The sequence below is a fragment of the Pseudomonas sp. W2Jun17 genome (assembly GCF_023127795.1).
GTDB lineage: Bacteria > Pseudomonadota > Gammaproteobacteria > Pseudomonadales > Pseudomonadaceae > Aquipseudomonas > Aquipseudomonas synxantha_A.
In genome coordinates, this window is the sequence record NZ_SPKO01000033.1 from 42,427 (window position 1) to 67,871 (window position 25,445).

The 25,445-nt window shown below is 60.3% G+C and carries 25 protein-coding genes and 1 other RNA gene; 14 read left to right on the forward strand and 12 right to left on the reverse strand.

From position 1 onward, the window contains the following. Positions 1-6: 6 nt before the first annotated feature. The 4 genes from E4O98_RS20215 to E4O98_RS20230 form a co-directional block, all read right to left on the reverse strand. Positions 7-636: a 5-formyltetrahydrofolate cyclo-ligase gene (locus E4O98_RS20215; protein WP_032878825.1), complete on the reverse strand. Its 630-nt coding sequence runs from the start codon at positions 634-636 to the stop codon at positions 7-9. A 58-nt stretch (positions 637-694) separates the two neighbouring features. Beyond that, positions 695-873, reverse strand: a non-coding RNA gene (ssrS, locus tag E4O98_RS20220) — 6S RNA. Positions 874-903: 30 nt separating this feature from the next. Next, entirely contained in the window at positions 904-1,221 is a 318-nt protein-coding gene (locus E4O98_RS20225; RefSeq protein ID WP_005792389.1) for a cell division protein ZapA, read from the reverse strand. Continuing rightward, positions 1,218-1,427 (reverse strand): TIGR02449 family protein, encoded by a 210-nt coding sequence (locus E4O98_RS20230; RefSeq protein ID WP_003177365.1) that lies wholly within the window; start codon positions 1,425-1,427, stop codon positions 1,218-1,220. Before E4O98_RS20230 ends, E4O98_RS20225 begins: the two co-directional genes overlap by 4 nt. Before the next feature lie 138 nt (positions 1,428-1,565). On the opposite strand from E4O98_RS20230, the gene E4O98_RS20235 reads away from it, so the two are divergent. From E4O98_RS20235 to gcvH, 8 genes are all read left to right on the forward strand, one after another. Beyond that, positions 1,566-2,123: a YecA family protein gene (locus E4O98_RS20235; RefSeq protein ID WP_017739071.1), complete on the forward strand. Its 558-nt coding sequence runs from the start codon at positions 1,566-1,568 to the stop codon at positions 2,121-2,123. 20 nt (positions 2,124-2,143) lie between these two features. Continuing rightward, entirely contained in the window at positions 2,144-3,466 is a 1,323-nt protein-coding gene (gene pepP, locus E4O98_RS20240) for a Xaa-Pro aminopeptidase (protein ID WP_032878828.1), read from the forward strand. Continuing rightward, positions 3,463-4,650 (forward strand): 2-octaprenyl-6-methoxyphenyl hydroxylase, encoded by a 1,188-nt coding sequence (gene ubiH / locus E4O98_RS20245; protein WP_248136106.1) that lies wholly within the window; start codon positions 3,463-3,465, stop codon positions 4,648-4,650. Before pepP ends, ubiH begins: the two co-directional genes overlap by 4 nt. Before the next feature lie 61 nt (positions 4,651-4,711). Then, positions 4,712-5,929, forward strand: coding sequence for a 2-octaprenyl-3-methyl-6-methoxy-1,4-benzoquinol hydroxylase (locus E4O98_RS20250; protein ID WP_248136225.1), 1,218 nt, complete (start codon positions 4,712-4,714; stop codon positions 5,927-5,929). Between the two features lie 160 nt (positions 5,930-6,089). Next, positions 6,090-7,094: an extracellular solute-binding protein gene (locus E4O98_RS20255; RefSeq protein WP_078822595.1), complete on the forward strand. Its 1,005-nt coding sequence runs from the start codon at positions 6,090-6,092 to the stop codon at positions 7,092-7,094. A gap of 162 nt (positions 7,095-7,256) precedes the next feature. Continuing rightward, positions 7,257-8,873, forward strand: a complete 1,617-nt coding sequence (locus E4O98_RS20260) for an iron ABC transporter permease (RefSeq protein WP_078822594.1) — start codon at positions 7,257-7,259, stop codon at positions 8,871-8,873. Positions 8,874-9,029: 156 nt separating this feature from the next. Continuing rightward, positions 9,030-10,112 carry a glycine cleavage system aminomethyltransferase GcvT gene (gene gcvT / locus E4O98_RS20265; protein WP_005792381.1) on the forward strand — a complete coding sequence of 361 codons (1,083 nt, stop codon included), beginning with the start codon at positions 9,030-9,032 and terminating at the stop codon, positions 10,110-10,112. Positions 10,113-10,165: 53 nt separating this feature from the next. Then, complete coding sequence (gene gcvH / locus E4O98_RS20270) at positions 10,166-10,549, forward strand: glycine cleavage system protein GcvH (RefSeq protein WP_032878840.1); 384 nt, start codon at positions 10,166-10,168, stop codon at positions 10,547-10,549. A gap of 144 nt (positions 10,550-10,693) precedes the next feature. Here the strand turns inward: gcvH and E4O98_RS20275 are convergent, their stop codons facing one another. From E4O98_RS20275 to E4O98_RS20300, 6 genes are all read right to left on the reverse strand, one after another. Beyond that, positions 10,694-11,836 (reverse strand): DegT/DnrJ/EryC1/StrS aminotransferase family protein, encoded by a 1,143-nt coding sequence (locus tag E4O98_RS20275; RefSeq protein ID WP_032878841.1) that lies wholly within the window; start codon positions 11,834-11,836, stop codon positions 10,694-10,696. 164 nt (positions 11,837-12,000) lie between these two features. Beyond that, positions 12,001-12,315, reverse strand: coding sequence for a DUF2388 domain-containing protein (locus E4O98_RS20280; RefSeq protein WP_003176799.1), 315 nt, complete (start codon positions 12,313-12,315; stop codon positions 12,001-12,003). A gap of 68 nt (positions 12,316-12,383) precedes the next feature. Further along, positions 12,384-12,830 (reverse strand): NfeD family protein, encoded by a 447-nt coding sequence (locus E4O98_RS20285; RefSeq protein ID WP_005792377.1) that lies wholly within the window; start codon positions 12,828-12,830, stop codon positions 12,384-12,386. A 10-nt stretch (positions 12,831-12,840) separates the two neighbouring features. Next, a complete protein-coding gene (locus E4O98_RS20290) occupies positions 12,841-13,761 on the reverse strand; it encodes an SPFH domain-containing protein (protein WP_003195285.1) in 921 nt (306 codons plus the stop codon). Between the two features lie 76 nt (positions 13,762-13,837). Then, positions 13,838-15,532: a GspE/PulE family protein gene (locus E4O98_RS20295; protein ID WP_248136108.1), complete on the reverse strand. Its 1,695-nt coding sequence runs from the start codon at positions 15,530-15,532 to the stop codon at positions 13,838-13,840. Positions 15,533-15,614: 82 nt separating this feature from the next. Next, positions 15,615-15,953, reverse strand: coding sequence for a hypothetical protein (locus E4O98_RS20300; protein WP_223017755.1), 339 nt, complete (start codon positions 15,951-15,953; stop codon positions 15,615-15,617). Between the two features lie 127 nt (positions 15,954-16,080). Between E4O98_RS20300 and E4O98_RS20305 the strand changes: the two genes are divergently transcribed. Beyond that, positions 16,081-16,551, forward strand: coding sequence for an Lrp/AsnC family transcriptional regulator (locus E4O98_RS20305; protein ID WP_005792372.1), 471 nt, complete (start codon positions 16,081-16,083; stop codon positions 16,549-16,551). Positions 16,552-16,622: 71 nt separating this feature from the next. On the opposite strand, the gene E4O98_RS20310 is transcribed toward E4O98_RS20305, so the two are convergent. After that, positions 16,623-17,990, reverse strand: a complete 1,368-nt coding sequence (locus tag E4O98_RS20310) for a CYTH domain-containing protein (RefSeq protein ID WP_032878845.1) — start codon at positions 17,988-17,990, stop codon at positions 16,623-16,625. Positions 17,991-18,148: 158 nt separating this feature from the next. On the opposite strand from E4O98_RS20310, the gene argE reads away from it, so the two are divergent. Continuing rightward, on the forward strand, positions 18,149-19,297 hold the full coding sequence (gene argE, locus E4O98_RS20315) for an acetylornithine deacetylase (protein WP_103734196.1): 1,149 nt from the start codon (positions 18,149-18,151) through the stop codon (positions 19,295-19,297). Positions 19,298-19,430: 133 nt separating this feature from the next. After that, positions 19,431-20,729 carry an amino-acid N-acetyltransferase gene (gene argA / locus E4O98_RS20320; protein WP_005792368.1) on the forward strand — a complete coding sequence of 433 codons (1,299 nt, stop codon included), beginning with the start codon at positions 19,431-19,433 and terminating at the stop codon, positions 20,727-20,729. A gap of 113 nt (positions 20,730-20,842) precedes the next feature. Here the strand turns inward: argA and tauA are convergent, their stop codons facing one another. Then, positions 20,843-21,829 (reverse strand): taurine ABC transporter substrate-binding protein, encoded by a 987-nt coding sequence (tauA, locus tag E4O98_RS20325; RefSeq protein WP_078822591.1) that lies wholly within the window; start codon positions 21,827-21,829, stop codon positions 20,843-20,845. Between the two features lie 370 nt (positions 21,830-22,199). Between tauA and E4O98_RS20330 the strand changes: the two genes are divergently transcribed. The 3 genes from E4O98_RS20330 (at position 22,200) to ssuE (ending at position 25,364) form a co-directional block, all read left to right on the forward strand. Continuing rightward, positions 22,200-23,540, forward strand: a complete 1,341-nt coding sequence (locus E4O98_RS20330) for an OprD family porin (protein ID WP_032878849.1) — start codon at positions 22,200-22,202, stop codon at positions 23,538-23,540. Positions 23,541-23,813: 273 nt separating this feature from the next. Next, entirely contained in the window at positions 23,814-24,452 is a 639-nt protein-coding gene (locus tag E4O98_RS20335) for a peroxiredoxin (RefSeq protein WP_003195267.1), read from the forward strand. A 318-nt stretch (positions 24,453-24,770) separates the two neighbouring features. Continuing rightward, positions 24,771-25,364 (forward strand): NADPH-dependent FMN reductase, encoded by a 594-nt coding sequence (gene ssuE / locus E4O98_RS20340; protein ID WP_078822590.1) that lies wholly within the window; start codon positions 24,771-24,773, stop codon positions 25,362-25,364. Positions 25,365-25,445: the final 81 nt, after the last annotated feature.

The window sequence follows — 25,445 nt, forward strand, 5'->3', positions numbered from 1 at the left end:
AAGGCTTCAAGGCGTCGCTGGTTCCAGCGACGTTTGTGCAACATACCAGTGCTTATCGGTGACAGTGCCCGCCAGCGGCACGTCCCAACTTGCCTGCGCCAAGCGGTCTACCTGCTGACATTCATGGGCCAACCCCAGCAAGGTCGGCTTGCGCCAGCTTTTGCGCCTGGCCAGGTAGGCCAGGCTGCGGTCGTAGAATCCGCCACCCATGCCCAGGCGTCCGCCTTCGCTATCGAACCCCACTAACGGCAACAGCACCAGGTCGAGCGCCCAGACTTTGCGCTGCTGGTGGACATTGACCCGCGGCTCAAGAATGCCAAAGCGGTTGGGCGACAACTTATCCCCAGGCCGCACGCGCTGGAACACCATCTTGGTGCGCGGCCAGGCACTCAGTACCGGCAGATAGGTGGCCTTGCCACGGCGCTGCGCCGCGCGCAGCAGCAGGCGCGGATCGATTTCGCCGTCCGTCGGCAGGTATAAGGAAATATGTTTGGCCCGGCGAAACAGCGGGTGCTGCGCCAGTTGCCGGTACAGGCCAAGGGCGGCCTGGCGCTGCTCGCTCGGCGTGAGGGCACGGCGGGCCTTGCGCAACATGCGTCGAAGTTGCGGACGGGACAGCGGCGCAGGTTCGGTCATGGCTTATCGGCTCATAAAACAATGCCAGTCCTGGGACTGGCATTGAGTTTGGGAATTCAGGCTCCCCGACAGAGCCGCTGTCGACTTAGCCCTTGAACCCGAAAGTTCAAGGTGGAAGAAGCAGTAGGCTTTAAGGCTTTCCGTCTAGCGGACATGCACACCAGCCCAACGTGCAACTTCCAGGGTAGTGCGAATCGGCTCAGGGACATCGCCGACTGGCAAACACGCCAGGGAGTGGGGCGAGTATACCTTAAACAGACTCGGCAATCAGCCCTTGGGTGCGTCGGAATCGGTGGAAAGCACCAGATCCACGCGCTCGAGCAGGTCACGCACTTGCTCGCGGGTCGAGCCGCTGGCCTGCACGTCAGGGCGTTCCTGCTTGTGCAGCAGATCGTGGGTGATATTCAGCGCGGCCATCACGGCGATGCGGTCGGCGCCGATCACTTTGCCGCTGCTGCGGATTTCACGCATCTTGCCGTCCAGGTAACGCGCAGCGCTCACCAGATTGCTGCGTTCTTCCTGGGGGCAGATGATCGAATATTCTTTGTCGAGGATCTGCACGGTAACGCTATTGCTTGAACTCATGAGTCTTGCTCCAGGGCCTTCAGGCGCGAAATCATCGATTCGACCTTACGCCGGGCGATTTCGTTTTTTTCAATGAGGTGAGCGCGTTCCTCGCGCCAGGTCTTTTCCTGAGCTAATAGGAGTCCGTTTTGACTCTTTAGTTGCTCGACCCGATCAATTAGCAGTTCGAGTCTGGCCATCAGCGCTTGCAGGTCGGTGTCTTCCATTGGGTTCCACTGGATTTGTCTGATGAATGGCAACTGCAGGATAAACGATCTGACGCCCTCGATAGTCTTGGTGCGTCTGCCGGTGCTAGGATACAGCGCTCCATTCTAGACATTGCGCCGTCTGGCGCCTAGCTCACCATGCCCATTCAGAATTCCCCGTACGACGCTTTTTCCAAACTGCTGAGCACCAGCGGTCACCCATGCTCGCCTGCCGAACTGCACGGCGTGCTGTTGGGCCGCAGCTGCACCGGCGTGGGCTTTGATGCCGACAACTGGCTGGCCGACGTGGCCGAGCTGCTGGAAACCGAACCGACCGAAAACGTGCGTAACGCGCTGATCGGCCTGCAAGAGATGGTCAAGGGCGAGCTGACCGGTGACGACGTCACCGTGGTTCTGCTGCTGCCGACCGACGACGCCCCACTCACCGAGCGTGCTGCTGCCCTGGGCCAGTGGTGCCAGGGTTTCCTCCACGGTTTCGGCGTGAACGCCGGTGGCCTGGAGCTGAGCACCGACGCCAAGGAAGTGCTGCAGGACCTGGCAGCCATCTCCCAGGTGCAAGATGCCCTGGAAGAGTCCGAAGACGGCGAAGGCGACTACATGGAAGTGATGGAATACCTGCGCGTCGCGCCGTTGCTGCTGTTCACCGAGACCAAAAAGTCTGCTGAACCTGCTGCACCCAAGCCTTCGCTGCATTAAGAAAGGAACCCCATCTGCCCATGATTCATATCCCCAAAGCGGAATACACCCGTCGCCGCAAGGCGCTCATGGCGCAGATGGAACCCAACAGCATCGCGATCCTGCCGGCAGCCGCCGTGGCCATCCGCAACCGCGATGTCGAGCACGTGTACCGCCAGGACAGCGACTTCCAGTACCTGAGCGGCTTTCCCGAGCCCGAAGCGGTGATCGTGCTGATGCCCGGTCGCCAGCATGGCGAATACGTGTTGTTCTGCCGTGAGCGCAACGCTGAGCGCGAGCTGTGGGACGGCCTGCGCGCCGGCACTGAAGGCGCGATCCGCGACTTTGGCGCCGACGACGCATTCCCTATCACTGATATCGACGACATCCTGCCCGGCCTGATCGAAGGCCGCGACCGGGTATATTCGGCCATGGGCAGCAATGCCGAATTCGACCGGCATGTGATGGAGTGGATCAACGTGATCCGCTCCAAGGCGCACCTGGGCGCCCAGCCACCGAACGAATTCGTTGCCCTGGATCATCTGCTGCACGACATGCGCCTGTATAAATCGGCGGCAGAGGTGAGGGTGATGCGCGAAGCGGCGCGCATTTCCTGCGCGGCCCATGTGCGGGCGATGCAGGCCAGCCGTGCGGGTTTGCATGAGTTCAGCCTGGAGGCCGAGCTGGATTACGAGTTCCGTAAGGGCGGTGCGAAAATGCCAGCCTACGGTTCCATCGTCGCCGCCGGACGCAACAGCTGCATCCTGCATTACCAGCAGAATGACGCGCTGCTCAAGGATGGCGACCTGGTGCTGATCGACGCCGGTTGTGAGATCGACTGCTACGCCAGCGACATCACCCGCACCTGGCCGGTCAACGGCAAGTTTTCGCCTGAGCAAAAGGCGATCTACGAGATTGTGCTGGCCTCCCAGGAAGCCGCCTTCAAGCAGATCGCACCGAACAAGCATTGGAACCAGGCCCATGAGGCTACCGTGCAGGTCATCACCGCCGGCTTGGTGAAGTTGGGGTTGCTGCAAGGTGACGTTGACGAACTGATCGCCAGCGAAGCCTACCGCGCTTTCTACATGCACCGCGCCGGCCACTGGCTGGGCATGGATGTGCATGATGTGGGCGAGTACAAGGTCGGCGGTGAATGGCGAGTGCTGGAAGTCGGTATGGCCTTGACCGTGGAACCGGGCATCTATATTTCCCCGGACAACCAGAACGTGGCAAAGAAATGGCGTGGCATTGGCGTACGCATCGAGGATGACGTGATAGTGACCAAGCAAGGCTGTGAAATCCTGACCGGCGCGGTGCCCAAGACCGTTGCCGAGATCGAAGCACTGATGGCGGCTGCCCGATGAGCCGGGTCAACCTGGCGATTATTGGTGGTGGCCTGGTGGGTGCCAGCCTGGCCCTGGCGTTGCAGGCTGGGGCCAAGGCACGTGGCTGGAAGATCGTGCTGATCGAACCCTTTGCCCCGGGCGACAGCTACCAGCCCAGTTACGATGCGCGTTCTTCGGCGCTGTCCTTTGGTGCCCGCCAGATTTATCAGCGTCTGGGCCTGTGGCAGGACATTGCCCGCCGCGCCGAACCGATCAAGCAGATCCACGTATCGGACCGCGGGCGTTTCTCTACCGCGCGCTTGTCCGCCATGGAAGAGGGCGTACCGGCTCTGGGCTATGTGGTGGAAAACGCCTGGCTGGGCCAATGCCTATGGCAAGGCCTGGATAAAGACGTCGTCGGCTGGCGCTGCCCCGCGGAAGTCACGCGCATGGAGCCGCTGCCTGATGGCTATCGCCTGACCCTCAGCGATGAAACCGTGCTGGAATGCGACCTCGCGGTGTTGGCCGACGGCGGCCGCTCCGGCCTGCGCGAGCAACTGGGCATTGGCGTGAAGACCCGGCCCTACAACCAGAGCGCACTGATCGCCAATATCACCCCGAGCGAAGCCCACAATGGCGAAGCGTTCGAGCGCTTTACCGATGAGGGGCCGATGGCCTTGCTGCCGCTGCCGGACAACCGCTGTGCGCTGGTCTGGACCCGCATCGGCATGGACGCCCAGCGCCTGGCCGACCTTGACGAGCGCAGCTTCCTGAGCGAGTTGCAGGGCGTATTCGGTTATCGCCTGGGCACCCTCAAGCAAGTGGGCGCCCGTCATCTGTACCCGCTGACCCTGGTGGAAGCTGAAGAGCAAGTGCGCTCGCATCTTGCGGTCCTCGGCAATGCCGCCCACAGCCTGCACCCGATTGCCGGGCAGGGGTTCAACCTGTCCCTGCGCGATGCCAATGCCTTGGCCGAAGCCTTGTTGGCCGGCCCGGCAGTGCCAGGTGACCTGGCGACGTTGCAAGGCTATCGGGATCGCCAGCGCCTGGACCAACAACTGACCGTAGGCTTTTCCGATCAGGTCACACGCTTGTTTGGCAGCGGCCAGCCGCTAATGGCGCTGGGCCGTAACCTGGGCTTGCTCGGCCTGGATCTGTTGCCGCCGGCCAAACGCTGGTTCGCCCGCCAGGCCATGGGGCTGGGGGTGCGCTCCGATGTTTGAGCCGGCCCATCACTTTATTGGCGGCCTGTGCCGCACACGAGACAAGGCTTAAAGCATGGACATGCGCGCAGATGTGCTGATTGTCGGGGCCGGAATGGTCGGAAGCGCCCTGGCGCTGGCATTGCAGGGCAGCGGCTTGCAGGTGCTGCTGCTCGACGGCAGCCCGCTAAGCGTCAAACCGTTCGAGCCGGATGCGGCATTTGAACCGCGGGTGAGCGCGTTGTCCGCTGCCAGCCAGCGCATCCTCGAACGCCTGGGCGTGTGGGACGGCATCGTCGAGCGTCGCGCCAGCCCTTACGGCGAGATGCAGGTGTGGGACGGCAGCGGTACCGGGCAGATTCACTTTTCGGCAGCCAGCGTGCATGCCGAGGTGCTCGGGCATATCGTCGAAAACCGTGTGGTGCAGGATGCCTTGCTGGAGCGCTTGCACGACTGCGACCTCGGCCTGCTGGCCAATGCGCGCCTTGAGCAGATGCGCCGCTCCGGCGATGACTGGCTGCTGACCCTGGCTGACGGGCGCAAGTTGCGTGCGCCGCTGGTGGTGGCCGCCGATGGCGCCAACTCCGCAGTACGCCGCCTGACCGGCACCCCGACCCGCGAGTGGGATTACCTGCATAACGCGATCGTCACCAGCGTGCGCAGCAGCCAGCCGCACCAGCGCACGGCCTGGCAACGCTTTACCGATACCGGCCCGCTGGCGTTCCTGCCGCTGGTACGGGATGGGCAGGAAGATTGGTGTTCGATTGTCTGGTCGACCACGCCGGCTGAATCCGAGCGCCTGATGGCCCTGGATGATGAACGCTTCTGCCGGGAGCTGGAGCGCGCCTTCGAGGGCCGCCTGGGCACTGTGGTCAGTGCCGACCCGCGCGTTTGCGTGCCGTTGCGCCAGCGCCATGCCAAACGCTACGTGGCCGAGGGCCTGGCGCTGATCGGCGATGCTGCCCACGTGATTCACCCGTTGGCGGGGCAGGGCGTGAACCTGGGCTTTCTTGATGCGGCGGTATTGGCCGAGGTGTTGTTGGCGGCCACCGAGCGCGGCGAGCGCCTGGCAGATGTTAAGGTCCTGAGTCGTTACGAGCGGCGTCGCATGCCTCACAACCTGGCGTTGATGGCGGCAATGGAAGGCTTTGAGCGCTTGTTCCAGGCGGATCAACTGCCGCTGCGCTGGCTGCGTAATGCCGGCCTGAAATTCGTCGACCAGATGCCCGAAGCCAAGGCAGTGTTTGTGCGCCAGGCGCTAGGTTTGACTGGCGATCTACCAGAACTCGCTAAACCCTGAATTGAAACACAGTCCCCTGTGGGAGGGGGCTTGCCCCCGATGAGGCCCTCAACCCTCGCGCATATTCGGGCTGTGCAACATCTGGTAACGCCTCCACCGAGCGTTACCAAATGTGAGTCCTTATCATTTGCCCTCAATTTGCAAATGAGAGACCGCACCCATGTTGGCACCCAAGCGCCTCCTGACTGCCCTGGCACTCACCCTGATCGGCAGCACCACCGTGCAGGCAGCCGACGAAGTCGTGGTCTACTCCTCGCGCATCGATGAGCTGATCAAGCCGGTATTCGATGCCTACACCAAGAAGACCGGGGTGCAGGTCAAGTTCATCACCGACAAGGAAGCGCCGCTGATGCAGCGCATCAAGGCCGAGGGCGAGAACGCCACCGCCGATCTGCTGCTCACCGTCGACGCCGGCAACCTCTGGCAGGCCGAGCAAATGGGCATCCTGCAACCGTTCACTTCCGCTGTGATCGACAAGAATATCCCGTTGCAATATCGCTCATCGGCCCACGCCTGGACCGGCTTGAGCCTGCGTGCGCGCACTATCGCCTATTCCACCGAGCGGGTGAAACCGGGCGAACTGACCACCTACGAAGCCCTGGCAGACAAGCAATGGGAAGGCCGCCTGTGCCTGCGCACCGCGAAAAAAGTCTACAACCAGTCACTGACCGCCACGTTGATCGAAACCCATGGCGCGGCCAAGACCGAAGAGATCGTCAAGGGCTGGGTCAACAACCTGTCCACCGACGTGTTCTCCGATGACATCGCCGTGCTGGAAGCCATCAATGCCGGACAGTGCGACGTGGGTATCGTCAACACCTACTACTACGGCCGCCTGCACAAGCAGAAGCCGGATCTGGCGGTGAAACTGTTCTGGCCGAACCAGGGCGACCGTGGCGTGCATGTGAACCTGTCGGGCATCGGCCTGACCAAGCACGCGCCGCACCCGCAAGCAGCCAAGGCGCTGGTGGAGTGGATGACCACGCCTGAGGCGCAGAAAATCTTTGCCGACGTGAACCAGGAATTTCCGGCCAACCCGGCGGTACCGCCATCGGCGGAAGTGGCGAGCTGGGGCAAGTTCGTGGCCGATACCTTGCCGGTAGAAGTGGCGGGCAAGCGCCAGGCTGAAGCCATTCGCCTGATGGATCGCGCTGGCTGGAACTGAATGTGTAAATTGCCACAGATCTAAATGTGGGAGGGGGCTTGCCCCCGATAGCGGGGTATCAGTCTAATCATCATTGACTGGCACTCCGCTATCGGGAGCAAGCCCCCTCCCACATTGTTTTGTGTTTGTCTTCGAATAGTCTGTTCTATAGAGAGCTTTTCCTTGGCCCACCCCGCCCAACGCCGCTGGTACCTGCCGGTCTTCACCGTCGCCGCCCTGGTGCTGCTGCCGCTGAGCGTACTGCTGCTGTCCTGGCAAAGCATCGACCACCAGATCTGGTCCCACCTCTGGGACACCCAGATGCCGCGCTTGCTGGGCAACACCCTGACCCTGGTACTCGGTGTCGGTATTGGTGTGACGCTGCTGGGCGTCAGCCTGGCCTGGTTGACCAGCCTCTGCGAATTCCCCGGGCGACGTTGGCTCGATTGGGCGCTGATGCTGCCCTTTGCGATCCCGGCTTATGTGCTGGCCTTCGTGTTCGTCGGTCTGCTGGACTTTGCAGGGCCCGTGCAAACCCTGCTGCGCGAATGGTTCGGCAATGGGCTGCGCTTGCCGCGAGTGCGCTCCACCAGCGGCGTGATCATCGTGTTGGTGCTGGTGTTCTATCCCTACGTTTACCTGCTGGCACGTTCTGCGTTTCTGGCCCAGGGCAAGGGTTTGATGGAAGCGGCGCGGGTATTGGGGCAATCGCCATGGCAAGCATTCTGGCGCGTGGCGTTGCCGATGGCGCGACCAGCGATTGGTGCCGGTGTGGCCCTGGCGTTGATGGAGACCCTGGCAGATTTCGGCGCCGTCTCGGTGTTCAATTTCGATACCTTCACCACGGCTATCTACAAAACCTGGTATGGCTTTTTCAGCCTTTCCAGCGCCGCGCAACTGGCCAGCCTGTTGCTGCTGGTTGTGATGTTGGTGCTGTATGGCGAGCGGCGCGCGCGCGGGGCCAGCCGACCGAGCAATGAGCGGCCACGCGGCAAGGCGTTGTACCACCTGCACGGGTTCAAGGCCGTGGCGGCCAGCGCCTGGTGCGGCCTGGTATTTGCCTGTGCGTTTGTGATCCCGATGCTGCAACTGGTGGCCTGGTTCTGGCAGCGCGGGCGCTTCGACCTGGATGAGCGCTATACGGGCCTGATCGTCCACACCCTCTACCTGGGTGGTATTGCCGCGCTGATTACGGTCAGCGTGGCGATGATCCTGGCCTTTGCCAACCGCCTGGCGCCGACCCGGGCGATTCGCTCCGGTATCAGCCTGGCCAATGTCGGTTATGCCTTGCCGGGCTCGGTGCTGGCGGTGTCGATCATGCTGGCGTTCAGCTACCTGGACCGCGAACTGGTGGTGCCACTGTCCGGCTGGCTGGGCGGCGCGGGCAGGCCCTTGCTGTTGGGCAGCCTGTCGGCATTGGTGCTGGCTTACCTGGTACGGTTCCTGGCAGTGGCCTACGGGCCTTTGGAAAACAGCCTGGCGCGCATTCGCCCGTCATTGCCCGAAGCTGCACGCAGCCTTGGGGTGAGCGGTCCACGACTGTTTTGCAAAGTGTATCTGCCGTTGTTGTTGCCCGGCACCTTGAGCGCGGCGCTGCTGGTGTTCGTGGATGTACTCAAGGAAATGCCCGCGACATTGCTGATGCGCCCGTTTGGCTGGGACACGCTGGCGGTACGGATCTTCGAGATGACCAGTGAAGGTGAATGGGCGCGGGCTTCTTTGCCGGCGTTGACCCTGGTGCTGGTCGGGTTGTTGCCGGTCATCGGGCTGATCCGTCGCTCTGCTCGGCAAATCGGTTAGGTGCCAGTCCTACGGCATGAGGCTACAATGCGCGGCATTCGGTGCGCTCCGTCTTTCGGATCGACCTGCTGTATGTGGCTGCGGGCCTTGTAAATCAAGGTGTTCGGCACAAGTGGCAGCTCTACGCACCTTCGCCAAGCCCGGAAGGAGAAACCCATGGGACAGCGTACGCCTTTGTATGACCTGCATCTCGCCCTCGGCGCGAAAATGGTCGATTTTGGCGGTTGGGATATGCCTTTGCATTACGGCTCGCAGGTTGAAGAACACCATCAGGTGCGGCGCGACTGTGGGGTGTTCGATGTATCTCATATGACCGTAATCGATGTCACCGGCCCTCAGGCCAAGGAATGGCTTCAGCACCTGCTGGCCAATGACGTCGATCGATTGCACGGCTGCGGCCGTGCGCTGTACAGCGCCATGCTCAACGAGCAAGGCGGAGTGGTGGACGATATGATCGTCTACCGAACCGAAACCGGGTACCGGCTGGTGGTCAATGCCGCCACCCGCGATCAGGATATGGCCTGGATGCAGGCGCAACTGGGCGATTACCAGGTGCAGCTGCATGAGCGGTCCGAATTGGCCATGCTTGCCATCCAAGGGCCTCATGCCCGGCATAAGATCGCCGAACTGGTGACTCAGTCCCGTGGCATCCTGATCCACCAGCTCAAGCCGTTCGAAGGCCATGCCGACGGCGACTGGTTTATCGCCCGTACCGGCTACACCGGCGAAGACGGTCTGGAAATTGTCCTGCCCGCCGACCAGGCACCGGGTTTTTTCAATGATCTGGTGGGCGCGGGCATTTCACCTATCGGCCTCGGTGCTCGCGATACCTTGCGCCTGGAGGCCGGCATGAACCTGTACGGCCAGGATATCCATCAGCAGGTATCGCCCCTCGCGGCCAATATGGCCTGGAGCATTGCCTGGGAACCTGCCGGGCGCAATTTTATCGGTCGTGCTGCGCTGGAAGCGGAAAAGGCGGCCGGTGTGCAGTTCAAATTGGTCGGGCTGGTGCTGGAAGAGCGTGGAGTTTTACGCGCTCACCAGGTGGTTCGTATCGCCAATGTTGGCGAAGGAGAGATCACCAGTGGTAGTTTCTCGCCTACGCTAAGCAAATCCATTGCCCTGGCGCGCGTACCGGCGGCGACTGCCGACCGGGCCGAAGTGGAAATCCGCGGCAAGTGGTACCCGGTTCGAGTGGTCAAGCCGACCTTCGTGCGCCATGGTAAAACCTTGATCTAACTATTTTCCGGCAGGCTAATGGCCGCTGACATTTCTTCTTGAGGACACAGACTATGAGCAATATCCCTGCCGACCTGCGTTTTGCCGAAAGTCACGAATGGGCCCGTCTGGAAGCTGATGGCACCGTGACTGTCGGCATCTCCGACCATGCACAGGAAGCTTTGGGTGATGTGGTGTTTGTTGAACTGACTGAAGTGGGCAAGGTGTTTGCCGCTCAAGATCAGGCGGGTGTGGTGGAGTCGGTCAAAGCAGCTTCGGATATCTACTCGCCGATTGCCGGCGAAGTGATTGCTGTCAACGAAGAGCTGAGTGGTAGCCCTGAGCTGCTGAACTCTGACCCTTATGGCGCCTGGATCTTCAAGCTCAAGCCAAGCGACAAGGCTGAACTGGACAAACTGCTGGATGCCGCCGGCTACAAAGCCGCCATCGGCGACTAAACGCAATAGCTGCAACAGCACACATCAATGTGGGAGCTGGCTTGCCTGCGATTGGATCACCCGTGTGTCACCGATACACCGAGGTGCCCGCATCGCAGGCAAGCCAGCTCCCACAGTTGATTGGGGTGTGCCTGCTGGTTGTGTTCAGTCTTTTTTCAGTACCGCTTTAACCGCCGCTACAGCCCGCTCCACATCCGCCTCTGTCATCGCCGTAAACATCGGCAACGACACGATCAAACGCCCAACACGCTCCGCCACCGGGAACATGCCTTCCTTGAAACCCTGTGCCCGATACAGGCTCAGCAAGTGGATCGGCGGGTAGTGATAGCCAATGCCAACGCCGTGGGCCTGCATCTGCTCCATGAACGTTGCGCGAGCAGGCAAGCCGTCCTGGCGCTCCGGCAACACCAGTTGGAACAGGTGCCAGTTGCTGTTCTCGAAATCCGCCGGCGGCAGTTGCGCGCCATATTTCTCTTCGAAGTCACTGCCAAAGCACTGGAAGTAGTGGCGTGCCAGGTGCTGGCGGTGGGCCGTGATCTTCTCGATATGCGCAAACTGCCCCAGGCCAATGGCGGCGGCGATGTCGGTCATATTGAACTTGCCGCCCAGGACATCCACATCCAGGCCATCGAAACCGGTGCGGGTCACGCCCTGCAGGCGATACTTCTCTGCCAGGCGAGCCTCCTCGGCGTTGTTCAACACCAGGCAGCCACCCTCGGATGAGGTGATGTTCTTGTTCGCCTGAAAGCTGAACGACACGAAGTCACCGGTTGCACCGATGCGTTCCCCGTCCCAGCTGGAGCCCAAGGCTTGCGCGGCGTCTTCGACGATACGCAGGTTGTACTTGTTGGCCAGCGCGTAAAGCATCGGCATGTCCAGGGGCAAGCCCGCCAGGTAGACCGGGATGATCGCTTTGGTACGTGGTGTGATTGCCGCCTCAACCTGGGCCAGGTCAATGTTGCGGGTAATCGGGTCGATATCGGCGAACACTGGAGTAGCGCCGACTTCGAGGATGACGTTGGCGGTGGCCACCCAGGAAATCGGTGTCGTGATGACTTCATCCCCAGGCCCGATACCGGCGATGCGCAAGGCGATCTCCATGGTGCAGGTGCCCGAGTTGAAGGTGCGCACCGGCCTCCCGCCAAAGTATTCCGACAACTGCGCCTCGAACGCCTGCACTTTTGGCCCGCTGGTGATCCAGCCGGAACGCAGGACATCGCCGACTGCCGAAATGGTGGCTTCATCAATGGTCGGTTTGGAAAACGGCAGGAAAGGCTGTTGGCTCATGACGAAGAAGGCATCCGTTCAAGATAGGCGATGAATGTTAAACGTGTCAGTAACGCATGGTTGCACGGCAAGACTGAATATAGCCTGTCGCTTATGAACGATTCGTCATAGGGCAGGCAAAAAAATGCCGCTTGAAAAAGCGGCATTTTTTATCGGTGCGGCTGTTACTCGGTTACAGCATTCTTCGCCAGGATGGCGTTAGCCAGTTCCATGTCCGTGGCCTGAAGGCCAGGGTTGTCGGCGCGGACCTTCTGCATGGCCGCTTCCAGGTACGGGCCGCGGATGCCGCCGTCGCTGGCGACGAAGCTGCCCGCGTCGTCCTGGGCGGCGACTACCAGCTTGTGGTCCTTGAATGTCAGGTAAGTCGAGCCAGTGGTGGCGCCCGACGAGATGACATTACGCCAAAAGCTATCGGCCATGGCTGAGCCGACAGGTAGGGAAAGCACAGCGAGGGTTGCGACAGCATATTTAAGACGCATGATGGGTGACTCCGGTGGGTTATCTGTACGTTTTGATTGTAGTTAAGCCGATCCAGTTCCATCACTGACTAAACAGTTTCAACCTCTAAAATCACCCCATCCTGGCCAACCACGCGTACTTGAGCGCCTGCTGGGGCATCGGCACCGGTGACCATCCACACGCCATCGCCGACTTTAATCTTGCCCCGGCCATCCACAATCGCCTGATGAACCATGAAGGTGCGCCCGATCAATTCGGAGCCGCGCTCGTTCAACCCCGGTTGATCGCTGACCTTGGCGCTGCTGCGTTGGCGCTTCCACCAATACACGGCCGTCAGGATCGACAGCATGGCGAACAGCAGCAGTTGCCACTCCAGCCCGAGTGGCGGGACCAGGAACTTGATCACCCCCACTGCGGCCGCGGCGATACCCATCCACAACAGGTACCCGCCGGCGCCGAACACCTCAAGAATCAACAGCACGGTGCCCAGCGCCAACCAGTCCCAGAACGACAAATGCAGCAAAAAGTCCCACATGGTGTTGGCCTCAGCCTTTCTGGTTGCCGAAAGTCGCCTTGACGATTTCGCCGATACCGCCCACGGCGCCAATCACCTGGCTGGCTTCCAGCGGCATCAGGATGACCTTGCTGTTGTTGGCCGACGCCAGCTTGCCCAAGGCATCGATGTATTTTTGCGCGACGAAGTAGTTGACCGCCTGCACATTGCCCGACGCGATGGCTTCGGACACCACTTGTGTCGCTCGAGCTTCGGCTTCGGCCTGACGCTCACGTGCTTCGGACTCCAGGAACGCGGCCTGGCGGCTACCTTCGGCTTCAAGGATCTGCGCCTGCTTCTTGCCTTCGGCCGTCAGGATCGCCGACGCACGCAGGCCCTCGGCTTCGAGGATCTGTGCACGCTTGATTCGCTCGGCTTTCATCTGGCCGGACATGGCGGCCATCAGGTCGGCAGGTGGGCTGATGTCCTTGATCTCGATACGGGTGATCTTTATGCCCCACGGCGCAGTGGCTTCGTCCACGGTGCGCAGCAGCTTCTCGTTGATGCCATCACGCTGGCTGAGCATGGCATCAAGCTCCATGGAGCCCAGGACGGTACGGATATTGGTTTGCAGCAGGTTGCGGATTGCGTGTTCGAGGTTGTTGACCTCGTAGGCCGCCTGGGCGGTGTTGACCACCTGGAAGAAGCACACGGCATCGATCTGCACGGTGGCGTTGTCGGCAGTGATGACTTCCTGGGGCGGAATATCCAGCACGCTTTCCATCACGTTGATCTTGCGACCGATGCGGTCCATGACCGGGATGATGATGTTCAGGCCGGGCTTGAGGGTGTTGGTGTAGCGGCCGAAACGTTCGACCGTCCATTGGTAGCCCTGGGGCACCACTTTGAAACCCATGAACAGGATGGCGATGGCCAAGCCCACAAAAAGAAGCAGTACGGTTCCGATCTGCATAGCGATTCCTTATCTGAAGATGTCAGTGAACGACGTTGGGCCGATTGTAGCGGTCTGGTCACCGATAAGGACGGTTTCACGGCCCAACAAATAAAGGATTTGTTTCTGAATCCCCAGGCGTGACCCGTAATATTTCCGTCATCGTGGTCACGCCGGCGTTCACTTTATCGATGCCGGCCATGCGCAAGCTGTTCATGCCCTGCGCGAGCGCCTCACGGCGTAGCGCCTGTATGTCCGTACCGGGAGTCACCAGCGCCTTGAGCGCTGGGTCCAACGGCATGATTTCATACAGCCCGGCTCGGCCTCGATAACCGCTGTCACGGCATTCCATACAACCGACGGCCTCGTAGCAGCCTATGTTCTCCACACCCGTCACACGCTTGCAGTGGGTGCACAAAACCCTCACCAGACGCTGCGCCATGACGCCTATGAGTGTGGCCTTGATCAAATAATGAGCAATGCCAAGCTCCTGCAGTCGGCTGATGGCGCTGGGCGCATCGTTGGTATGCAGGGTCGAGAACACCAGGTGCCCGGTCAGTGCGGCCTGTATGGCCATCTCGGCGGTTTCCCGGTCACGGATTTCACCGATCATGATGATGTCCGGGTCCTGGCGCAGCAGGGCGCGGACGCCGCTGGCAAAGCTGAGGTCGATGTTGTGTTGGACCTGCATCTGATTGAACGCCGGCTCGACCATTTCAATCGGGTCTTCTACCGTGCACAGGTTGACCTCTCGGGTCGCCAGTTGCTTGAGGGTGGTGTAGAGGGTGCTGGTCTTGCCCGAGCCGGTCGGGCCTGTGACCAGGATGATGCCATTGGCTTGCCGAGTCATGGCGTGCCAGCGCTGCTGATCGGCGCTCGACAAGCCCAGCTGGTCGAAGTCCTTGAGCAGCACCTGAGGGTCAAAAATCCGCATCACCAGCTTTTCGCCAAACGCGGTCGGCAGGGTCGAAAGGCGCAATTCCACTTCCGCGCCTGCCGGGTTCCTGGTCTTGACGCGACCATCCTGGGGTTTGCGTTTCTCGGCCACATTCATTCGCCCAAGACTTTTCAAGCGGCTGACCACTGCGGTGGTGACCTGAGGCGGAAATTGATAGACGTCATGCAACAGCCCGTCGATGCGAAAACGCACCCGGCCCTGATCGCGACAGGGTTCGATATGAATATCGCTGGCCAGTTGGGCAAAGGCGTATTGCAACAGCCAGTCGACGATATTGACGATATGCGCGTCATTGGCATCGGGCTCCTTGTCGCTGGCGCCGAGGCTGAGCAGTTCGACGTTGCCGGGTATCGCCATTTTCTGATCGGCGCCGCTGACTGACTTGGCCAAGCGGTAAAACTCGTGGAGGCAGCGCTGGATATCGCGGGGGTTGGCCACCACGCGCTTGATGGTGCGTTTGAGCACTTGAGCGAGCCCGGCTTCCCAGGCGCTGATGTACGGCTGGGCGCTGGCGATCGTGACGCTTTGGGCATCCACGGCGACCGCAAGAATGCCGTGGCGCTGGGCGAAGGCATGGGACATCAACGGCACCACGCTCGCCACGTCGATCTTCAACGGGTCGATGCGCAGGTAAGGCTGACCTGCATGTTGTGCCAGCCATTGGGTCAGGGTCTCAAGACAAGGGCCTTGGGCTGCGATGCATTCCAGGGGATGTTGAGTGCAAGATGCTGCCTGAATGCTATGGGCCGCCTGTGCGGTAATCAGCCCTTGCTCGATCAATGCCGGCAATAATTGTTGCAGTTCCAAGGGTTGGTCGAGGGAGGCAGCGGTCATGCAGGTTTCCTGGGCGGTTTGGGGTGTAATCCCAGACTAGTCAGCCGCTGGAAATCCTCGTTCCCAGGTGTATTGCAGGTTTTTACCGCGCCGTCGCCGCCAGTGCCTGAGGCCGCTCGGCATCAGCCGGCCACAGCTCCAGGTCGCAGACACTGATCAGGTTTCGAATCTTTTCACCGATGACTTGGGCACGGTGCCAGCTAAGGCCGTCGATCACGATATCGATATTCAGCAGGTCGACGTCCCGGCTCATATTGACGTGGGCTGGCGTCAGGAACTGCAGCGCAAAGTAGTTCAGCACCCGGCACAGCACGTCGGGCTCAGCCTCGGCGACGATCCGATAGTGCGCCTGACAGTGGGCGCTGTTGACGGCCCACGCATCGACGCGGGTGACAGGGTGGGCGGTTTCGACGGCGTGCATACTGACTCTCCAAAATCGACTGGAGGAATTTTCACATTCGCCTAGGGAGATTTCTTATCTAAGATGAGCCTTATTGGCGCATTATCGAATCAATCAATTCAAAAAATACACTTTCATAGGTATTTCTATGCACAGCGAGTTGGACGTCTACGATCGCCGCATTCTGGCCCTGCTGCAAGAGGACGCCTCGCTCTCCAGCGCACAGATCGCCGAGCAGGTCGGCCTGTCGCAGTCTCCGTGCTGGCGACGCATTCAGCGGCTCAAGGAAGAGGGCGTGATCCGGGGCCAGGTCACCCTCTTGGACCGCAAGAAAATCGGGCTCAACACGCAGATTTTCGCCGAGATCAAACTCAACGCTCACGGCCGCTCCAACTTCACTGAGTTCACCGAAGCGATTCGCGGATTTGCGGAGGTGTTGGAGTGTTATGTGCTGATGGGGTCGGTGGATTTTCTGCTGCGCATCGTCACTTCGGACATCGAGGCGTATGAGCGGTTTTTCTTCGAGAAGTTATCGATGGTGCCGGGGATCCAGGAGGTCAACTCCATCGTGGCGTTGTCGGAGATCAAGTCCACTACCAGCCTGCCAGTATTGCGCTGACAGGGCGGGCCTCATCGGGAGCAAGCCCCCTCCCACATTGTGTGGGAGGGGGCTTGCTCCCGATGGCGATTTTACAGGCGCAGGAGGGTCTTCCAGGCCCGGTTCTGATACACCGCAATCGCCTGGTGCATACGCGCATCCAGCGATTCATCGGTGATCGGCTGGTTAGCCAACTGCGCCAGCTTGTTCAGCTCGCCGTACAAACGGTCCAGTTCCGCAATGTCTACCACATGGCGCGCATGGTGCAGCCAGGCCTGGATGCGTTCGATGCGCGGCAGTTGCTCGGCGAGGTCTTCGGGCTGTTGCTGGTAGCGCGGCAGTTGCAGGGCGACGGCGTCGTCGGCCAGCAAGCGCGGCAGCCAGTTGGTGATTTGCGCAGCGCCCTGGCGGTTGCCGCGCACGTTACGCTCAGCGGTCCAGGTGCGAGCCAGCAGCCAGCGCGAGGTATTCAGTGAGAACAGGCCCCAGCGTACATCTTGCAATTCTTCGATGAACTGCTCCGGTGCGGCTTTGCGAATGTCTTCATCGTCGTCACCGGCCTGGACCAGCGGACGCCAGTCTTCCAGCAGTGCATCCAGGGCGCTGCGCAGTTCGCTGGTGGATTGGCGCGGCGCGGCCTGGCCGAGGCTGCCGATCAGCGCGCGCAACTCGCCCAGGTTCTCGACCCAGTCCTGCAGCAAGCGCCAGTGGCCGTTGAAACGGTATTGCTCGGCCAGGCGCTGGCTGCTGCCCAACAGGTGCCACATGATTGCGGCGAAAGCATCATCCAAAGGCATTTCGGCGTGGATCTGCGGTGCCGGCAGGCTCAATGAGTAGCTGCTCGCGTCATACAGGCGGTAGCCGCGCTCGGCTTTGCTGATGTCACAGGGCATCAGCGCCAGGGTCGTAGCCAGTTCGGCGGCCAGCTCCAGCAGGGCGGCGGGTTCGCCTTCGCGCAATTCCAGTTCCAGCTCGCAGATTTCTTCCTTCTGCTTGCCAACCACCACATGGCCCAGGTCCAGGGCGGCTTCGATCACCACCTTGGCCTTGCCACGGCCCCAGGCGATTTCGGCGCGTTCACGCACGAAGTCGGTGGTGAAGATCGGCTTGAGGGTCTTTTTGTCCAACTCGGCCAGTTGCTCGGGCCAGCACTCGCCGTCGAGTTTCTTCACATCGAGCTTGGCTTTGGGCAGGTCCCAGTTGTACTCGTTGCGTTCCGACAAGCCAGCGACGCTTTGGCCACGGGTCTTGAGGGTCTGAATGATGTCGTCACCGTCCTTGCGCAGGCGCAGGGCGACCTTGGCCTGCGCCAGGTCGCGCTCGGGGGTGTCGAAGTACTGATTCATCAACTCACGGCGTTCCCAGCCACTTTTGTTGCGTTTTTTCAGTAGCGGGTGCTCACGTAGCGCGGCGAGTGTTTCGCGGCTGACGCGGAGCTTGATTTCGGTTTCTTTCTGCATGGCCGGAAAATCCAGGATCGGGAGCGCAGCCGGGGAAAAGTGTGGCTGCCAAGGTCGTGCAGTGTACAGGACTGAGCCCGGCAACGTGCCGCAACGGTTTATTGTGTTGGGCAGATGCCTCTATAGTGAGGTTCATCCGGGAAGTTGGGAGACCGCGCATGCCGTTACCGTCCATGAAAGAGCAGTTCGCCGCCTTGATCGCCGCGCCGTCGGTGAGTTGCACCCAAGCGTCTCTCGACCAGACCAACCGCCCGGTGATCGATCTGCTCGCCGCGTGGCTGGGCGACCTGGGTTTCGCTATCGACATCCAGCAAGTCAGCCCTGGCAAGTTCAACCTGCTCGCCAGTTTCGGCAGCGGCCCCGGTGGCTTGGTGTTGGCGGGCCATAGCGATACGGTTCCTTATGATGAGGCGCTGTGGAAGACCGATCCGCTCAAGCTGACGGAAGTCGATGGTCGTTGGGTGGGGCTGGGCAGTTGCGACATGAAGGGATTTTTTGCCCTGGCCATTGAAGCGGTGTTGCCGTTGCTGGACCAGCCGTTCAAGCAGCCGCTGCTGATCCTCGCCACCTGTGACGAGGAAAGCTCCATGTCCGGCGCGCGTGCGCTGGCCGAGGCGGGGAGGCCGCTGGGACGGGCGGCGGTGATCGGTGAGCCAACTGGGCTCAAGCCGATCCGCCTGCACAAAGGCGTGATGATGGAGCGTATCGACATCCTTGGCCGCAGCGGCCACTCGTCGGACCCAAGCCTGGGCCACAGCGCCCTCGAAGCCATGCACGACGCCATCGGCGAACTGCGCGGCCTGCGCCTGGCCTGGCAGCGCGAATACCGCAACGCGCAATTCAGCGTGCCGCAGCCGACCATGAATTTCGGCTGTATCCACGGCGGCGACAACCCTAATCGCATCTGCGGCCAGTGCTCCCTGGAGTTCGACCTGCGACCCTTGCCGGGCATGGACCCTGAAGTGCTGCGTGCGGCGATCCGGCAGAAGCTCGAACCCTTGGCCGAGCGTCATAAGGTCAAGATCGACTACGCGCCGCTATTCCCCGAAGTGCCGCCTTTCGAGCAGCCCGAAGACACCGAGTTGGTGCGGGTGGCGGAACGTTTGACCGGTCATCGTGCCGAAGCAGTAGCGTTCGGCACCGAAGCGCCTTATCTTCAGCGCCTTGGTTGTGAAACCCTGGTGCTTGGCCCCGGCGACATCGCCTGCGCCCACCAGCCGGGCGAGTACCTCGAAATGTCACGCTTGACGCCTACAGTGCGTCTATTGCGGGAACTGATCGAACATTACTGCCTGAAACCTGCATAAATTAACCCTTGCCCATTCGTACATAAGGAGAGCGAGCGTGTCGCCAAGCCTGTTCCGACGATAACCATCAGCCCGCTGTGCGTTTTTGCGACTCATCCTTTTTCGGCTGCTTTTTATTACAGGCCCAGGTGTTATGCCCGAATACGTTAATTGGCTTCGTCACGCTTCGCCCTATATCAACGCCCACCGCGACTGCACCTTTGTGGTCATGCTGCCTGGCGACGGTGTGGAACATCCCAACTTCGGCAATATCGTCCACGACCTGGTGCTGCTCCACAGCCTGGGTGTGCGGCTGGTGCTGGTGCACGGTTCGCGTCCGCAGATTGAAACCCGCCTTGAAGCACGCGGCCTGACCCCGGCTTACCACGAAGGCTTGCGCATCACCGATGCGGCGACGCTGGAGTGCGTGATCGACGCTGTCGGCCATCTGCGTATCGCCATCGAAGCGCGCCTGTCCATGGACATGGCCTCGTCGCCCATGCAGGGCTCGCGCCTGCGCGTGGCCAGCGGCAACCTGGTGACGGCGCGCCCGATTGGCGTGCTTGAGGGCGTTGACTATCACCACACCGGCGAAGTCCGCCGGGTCGACCGCAAAGGCATCAACCGCCTGCTGGACGAGCGCTCTATCGTGCTGTTGTCGCCGTTGGGCTACTCGCCTACCGGTGAAATCTTCAACCTGGCCTGCGAAGATGTCGCCACCCGTGCCGCCATCGACCTGGGTGCCGACAAATTGCTGCTGTTCGGTGCCGATCCCGGCCTGATCGATGAGAACGGCCGTCTGGTACGTGAATTGCGCCCGCAGCAAGTGCCTGCGCACCTGCAACGCCTGGGCAGCAACTATCAAGCCGAGCTGCTCGATGCCGCTGCCGAAGCCTGTCGGGGTGGAGTAGGGCGCAGCCATATCGTCAGCTACGCCGAAGACGGCGCCTTGCTCACCGAGCTGTTTACCCGCGACGGCGGCGGTACGCTGGTGGCCCAGGAGCAATTCGAACTGGTGCGCGAAGCGGCGATCGAAGACGTCGGCGGTTTGCTGGACCTGATCAGCCCGCTGGAAGAGCAGGGCATTCTGGTGCGTCGTTCGCGGGAAGTGCTGGAGCGGGAAATCGAACAGTTCAGCGTGGTCGAGCGCGAAGGCATGATCATCGCGTGCGCAGCGCTGTATCAGATTGCGGATTCGGATGCGGGCGAGCTGGCGTGCCTGGCGGTGAACCCGGAGTACCGCCACGGCGCACGCGGCGATGTGTTGCTCGAACGCATCCAGACCCGTGCACGTGCTCAGGGGTTGAAGACCTTGTTCGTGCTCACCACGCGCACGGCCCACTGGTTCCGTGAGCGCGGTTTTGTGCCGAGCAGCGTGGACCGCCTGCCGTCGGCGCGTGCGTCGCTGTACAACTATCAGCGCAACTCCAAGATCTTTGAAAAGGCCCTGTAAAAGAGTACGGCTCTGTGTGGGAGCTGGCTTGCCTGCGATAGCAGCGCCTCGGTTTATCTGAACGACCGAGATGCTGGCATCGCAGGCAAGCCAGCTCCCACCGAAGACTGTATTTATTGTGTGATGAATTTGTCGGTCACATAGGCCGAATAGTCCGGCAACACCGTCTCCACCTTGCCTTGCTCCTTCAAGAACTTCGCCGTCTCCCCAATCGCCTTCGCCGTGCCGCCCTTGAGCAGCGCTTCGGTCTGTTGTGCCTGCGCATCGGGAAACGTCGTGCCCGCCAGCAACTCTGGAATATCGTCGGCATTGGAGCCTGTCAATTTGGCGATCTTCTGCACCGGTTCCGAATCCACCGTCCAACTGTCTTTATGCGCGGCATAGTCGGCGAATGAATCGAGGGTGACCTTGGCAAACCTGGCCACTACCTCAGGATGTTTTTCGGCGAAATCCTTGCGTGCTACCCACACTTCAAACGTCGGTGCGCCCCATTGGCCCACCTGCGCCGCATCGGTCAGGGTTTTGCCGGTCTTGCGGATTTCGCCCAGGGCCGGTGACCACACGAATGCGCCGTCGATATCGCCGCGCTTCCAGGCGGCGGCGATTTCGGCCGGTTGCAGGTTCACCACTTTGACTTGTTTAGTGTCCAGCCCCCAATGCTTCAGGGCGCCGAGCAGGCTGTAATGGGAGGTTGAGACGAAGGGTGTGGCGATGGTTTTGCCGATCAGGTCTTCGGGTTTGTCGATGCCACTGCCATTACGCACTACCAGGGCTTCAGAAGCGTTGATCTGTGCCGATACGATAAACGCGACGATGGGTAGATTGCGCGAAGCGGCTGCGGCGAGGGGGCTGGAACCGAGGTTGCCGATTTGTACATCACCCGAGGCAATGGCCGTGACCACCTCCGGGCCACTGTTGAACCGGCGCCAGGCGATTTTCTCACCAATGGTTTTTTCGTAGAGGCCGTCAGCCTGGGGGACTTTGCTGGGATCGATGCCGGTCTGGTAGCCGACCGTCAAATCGGCCGCGCTGACACCAAAAGAAAGTAATACCGATACAAAAACTGTAACAAATTGACGGGAGGATGTGCGTTTGGCCATGATGGCGTCGCCTTTTTGATCGTGAGTGACGTATGCAACCGTACGGTCACACTAATCGATCTAAAAAAGCACTGGTAAATACCCTTTAGGAATTAGCTTATGGAGCGGTTCGTGTCACTCGACCCACCCGCTTCACGCATCCGCTTATTCCCGAATCGTATGAAAAAGAATGAAACAATTCTTTTTGGGTGTATGAAAAACTCATTACCCTGCAGGGACCAAATCAACTGCGATTAGACGAAGGTAGTAGACACACAAGGTTACGATTGACTTGCTAGTCACTATCTGGCGCTAATCGCGCATCTGTGGATCCAGGGCGTCAGACCCGGGGCCAAAGAAATACAAAAATTAGAAACGAGAGGAGCGGTACATGAAGAAGTCCACCTTGGCTGTGGCTGTAGCTTTGGGCGCAATCGCCCAGCAAGCAGGCGCCGCCGGTTTCATCGAAGACAGCAAGGCCACACTGGGCCTGCGTAACTTCTACATCAACACCGACAACCGTGAAGGTGCTGGTGCGAACAAGAACGAAGAGTGGGGCCAAGGCTTCGATCTGCGTTTCATCTCCGGTTACACCCAAGGCACCGTCGGCTTCGGTCTTGACGCTATCGGCCTGCTGGGTGTTCGCCTGGATTCCGGCGGCGGCACCAACGGCGCGACCGCCAGCTCGTATGGCGGCACCATCTTCCCGAGCAAGTCCAATGGCGAAGCCGTTGATAACTACTCCAGCCTGGGCCTGACCGCCAAAGCGAAGATCTCCCAGACCGAACTGAAGCTGGGTACCTTGCAGCCCAAGCTGCCGGTCATCGTCACCAACGATGGTCGTATGCTGCCGCAGACCTTCCAGGGTGGCCAGATCACCTCCAGCGACATCAAGGACCTGACCCTGGTTGCCGGCCAGATCGAAAAAGCCAAGGGCCGTAACTCCAGCAACAACGAAAGCCTGTCCATCTCCGGCGCCAACAGCCGTGGCGTGAACTGGCGTTCGAGCAACAAGTTCTACTACGCCGGTGGTGACTACAAGATCACCAAGGACCTGACCGCCCAGTACTACTACGGCAACCTGGAAGATTTCTACAAGCAACACTTCCTGGGCCTGACCCACAACTGGGCTATCGGCCCTGGCGTGCTGAAGTCTGATCTGCGTTACTTCAACAGCTCCGACGACGGTAACAACGGCAACCAGTCTGCCTACTTCTCCACAGGCAACTACGGTGGCGTCAACTCCGGTCGTGGCAAAGTCGACAACAACCTGTACAGCGGCCTGTTCCTGTACTCGGTTGCCGGCCACACCTTCGGTGGCGGTTACCAGGTCAGCAACGGCAGCAGCGACTTCCCTTGGTTGAACCAGGGTGACGGCTCGTCGGCCTACATCACTACCGACATGCAGATCCAGAAGTTCGCCCGTGCCGGCGAGCGCACCTGGCAAGCTCGCTACTCCTACGACTTCGCCAAGGTGGGCGTACCTGGCCTGACCGCTGGTGTGGTTTACCTGAAGGGTGATCATATCGACACCGTTGCCAGCAACCGTGCCGAGTTCACCGGCCAGTCCGAGTGGGAACGTGACATCACTGTTGCCTACGTCGTACCGGAAGGTCCGCTGAAAAACGTCGGCGTGGCGTGGAAAAACGCTATGTGGCGCAGCGACATCGCCAACGCACGTAACCAGGACGAAAACCGCCTGATCGTCAGCTACTCGATCCCGCTGTTGTAAGACTGTAAAGCCTTGCCCGGCGCAATGCCGGGCAAGGTGTACTGCTTTCAAGTCGGGCTCAACCCCCGCAAGCCCTTCCTGAAACCCTCTTTACTACAGCGACTCAAGGCCTTCTCGAACCTTGAAAACAATGTTGATCTTCGCCTGTGCCCAAGTCCAATGAACACATTTTTAATATTCCTTTATCGTCTAGATAAATCGATATTTATTCTTTTTAAATAAATCCAAATCCATGCACAGTGGGCTCCATAAGCACTCATCAGGAGCCACACCATGAGCCTAAGACTGGGCGACATCGCCCCCGACTTCGAACAGGATTCCAGCGCCGGCAAGATTCGCTTCCACGAATGGCTGGGCGACAGCTGGGGTGTGTTGTTTTCCCACCCGGCAGACTTCACCCCGGTGTGCACCACCGAGCTGGGCTTCACCGCCAAGCTCAAGGACGAATTCGCAAAACGTGGCGTCAAGGCCATCGCCCTGTCGGTAGACCCGGTGGACTCGCATCACAAGTGGATTGAAGACATCAATGAGACCCAGAACACCGTGGTCAACTTCCCGATCCTGGCCGACGCCGACCGCAAGGTCTCGGACCTCTACGACCTGATCCATCCCAACGCCAGTGACACCCTCACCGTGCGCTCTTTGTTCGTGATCGACCCGAACAAGAAGATCCGCCTGACTATCACCTACCCGGCCAGTACCGGGCGCAACTTCCATGAAATCCTGCGGGTGATCGACTCGCTGCAACTGACCGACAACCACAAGGTCGCCACGCCGGCCAACTGGCAGGATGGGGATGAGGTGGTGATCGTGCCGTCGCTCAAGGACGAGGAAGAGATCAAGAAGCGCTTTCCAAAGGGCTACCGCGCGGTGAAGCCGTACCTGCGCCTCACCCCACAACCCAATCGTTAAGGCGGATATCGCCATCGCGGGCAAGCCCGGCTCCCACAGTTGACCGCATTCCCCTGTGGGAGCCGGGCTTGCCCGCGATGGCGGCCTCATGAACAGCAAAGGCATCAAGTTGCAAACCGTCTCACACAGCAGGGGTTTTCAGGCCGTTTTCACGGCCTTTTTTTTCGCCTGGCGATTGATAAACGGCTTATGTATTTATGGAATAAACAAATGAATAAATAAGATTTATAGATATATAAATCTACTGATATGGTCTGTTCCATCTTGGCGCCATCGCCGTACAGCGAACCGCCGACACTTGCTCAAGGAATCTCCTGCATGCTGGTCGTAACACTTGGAGGCAGTCCCAGCCAGCGTTCGCGCTCCGGGGTGTTGCTGGATAAAACCCGTCAATGGCTGCAACAGCAGGGCGTAGAGGTGGTGAGTTACCAGATACGCGACTTCCCGGCTGAAGACTTGCTGCACGCACGGTTCGACAGCCCCAAGGTCATCGACCTGTTGCAACAGGTGGCCAATGCCGACGGCCTGGTGATCGCCACACCGGTGTACAAGGCGTCGTTTTCCGGCGCGCTGAAAACCGTGTTGGACCTTCTGCCCGAACGCGCCCTGGCCCATAAGGTGGTATTACCGATTGCAACCGGCGGCAGCATCGCCCACATGCTGGCGGTGGACTATGCCTTGAAACCGGTGTTGTCGGCCCTGAAAGCCCAGGAATTGCTCCACGGCATTTTCGCCGAAGACAGCCAGATCGCCTATGGCGAAGGCAGCGTCCAGGCGCAACTGGTGCCGGTACTTGAACGACGCTTGCACGAAGCCCTGGAGCAGCTCTACAGCGCCATGGCCCGACGACCCAAGCCGCTGGACCCCGATGTGTTGAATGAACGCTTGTTGAGTGCTCGCTGGAGCATCTGACCCTTACCCGAAAATCGAGAAACACTCACCTTACTCAGCCGCCAACGGCCAAGCAGGTGCAGCCAAAACCCTAATCGCAAC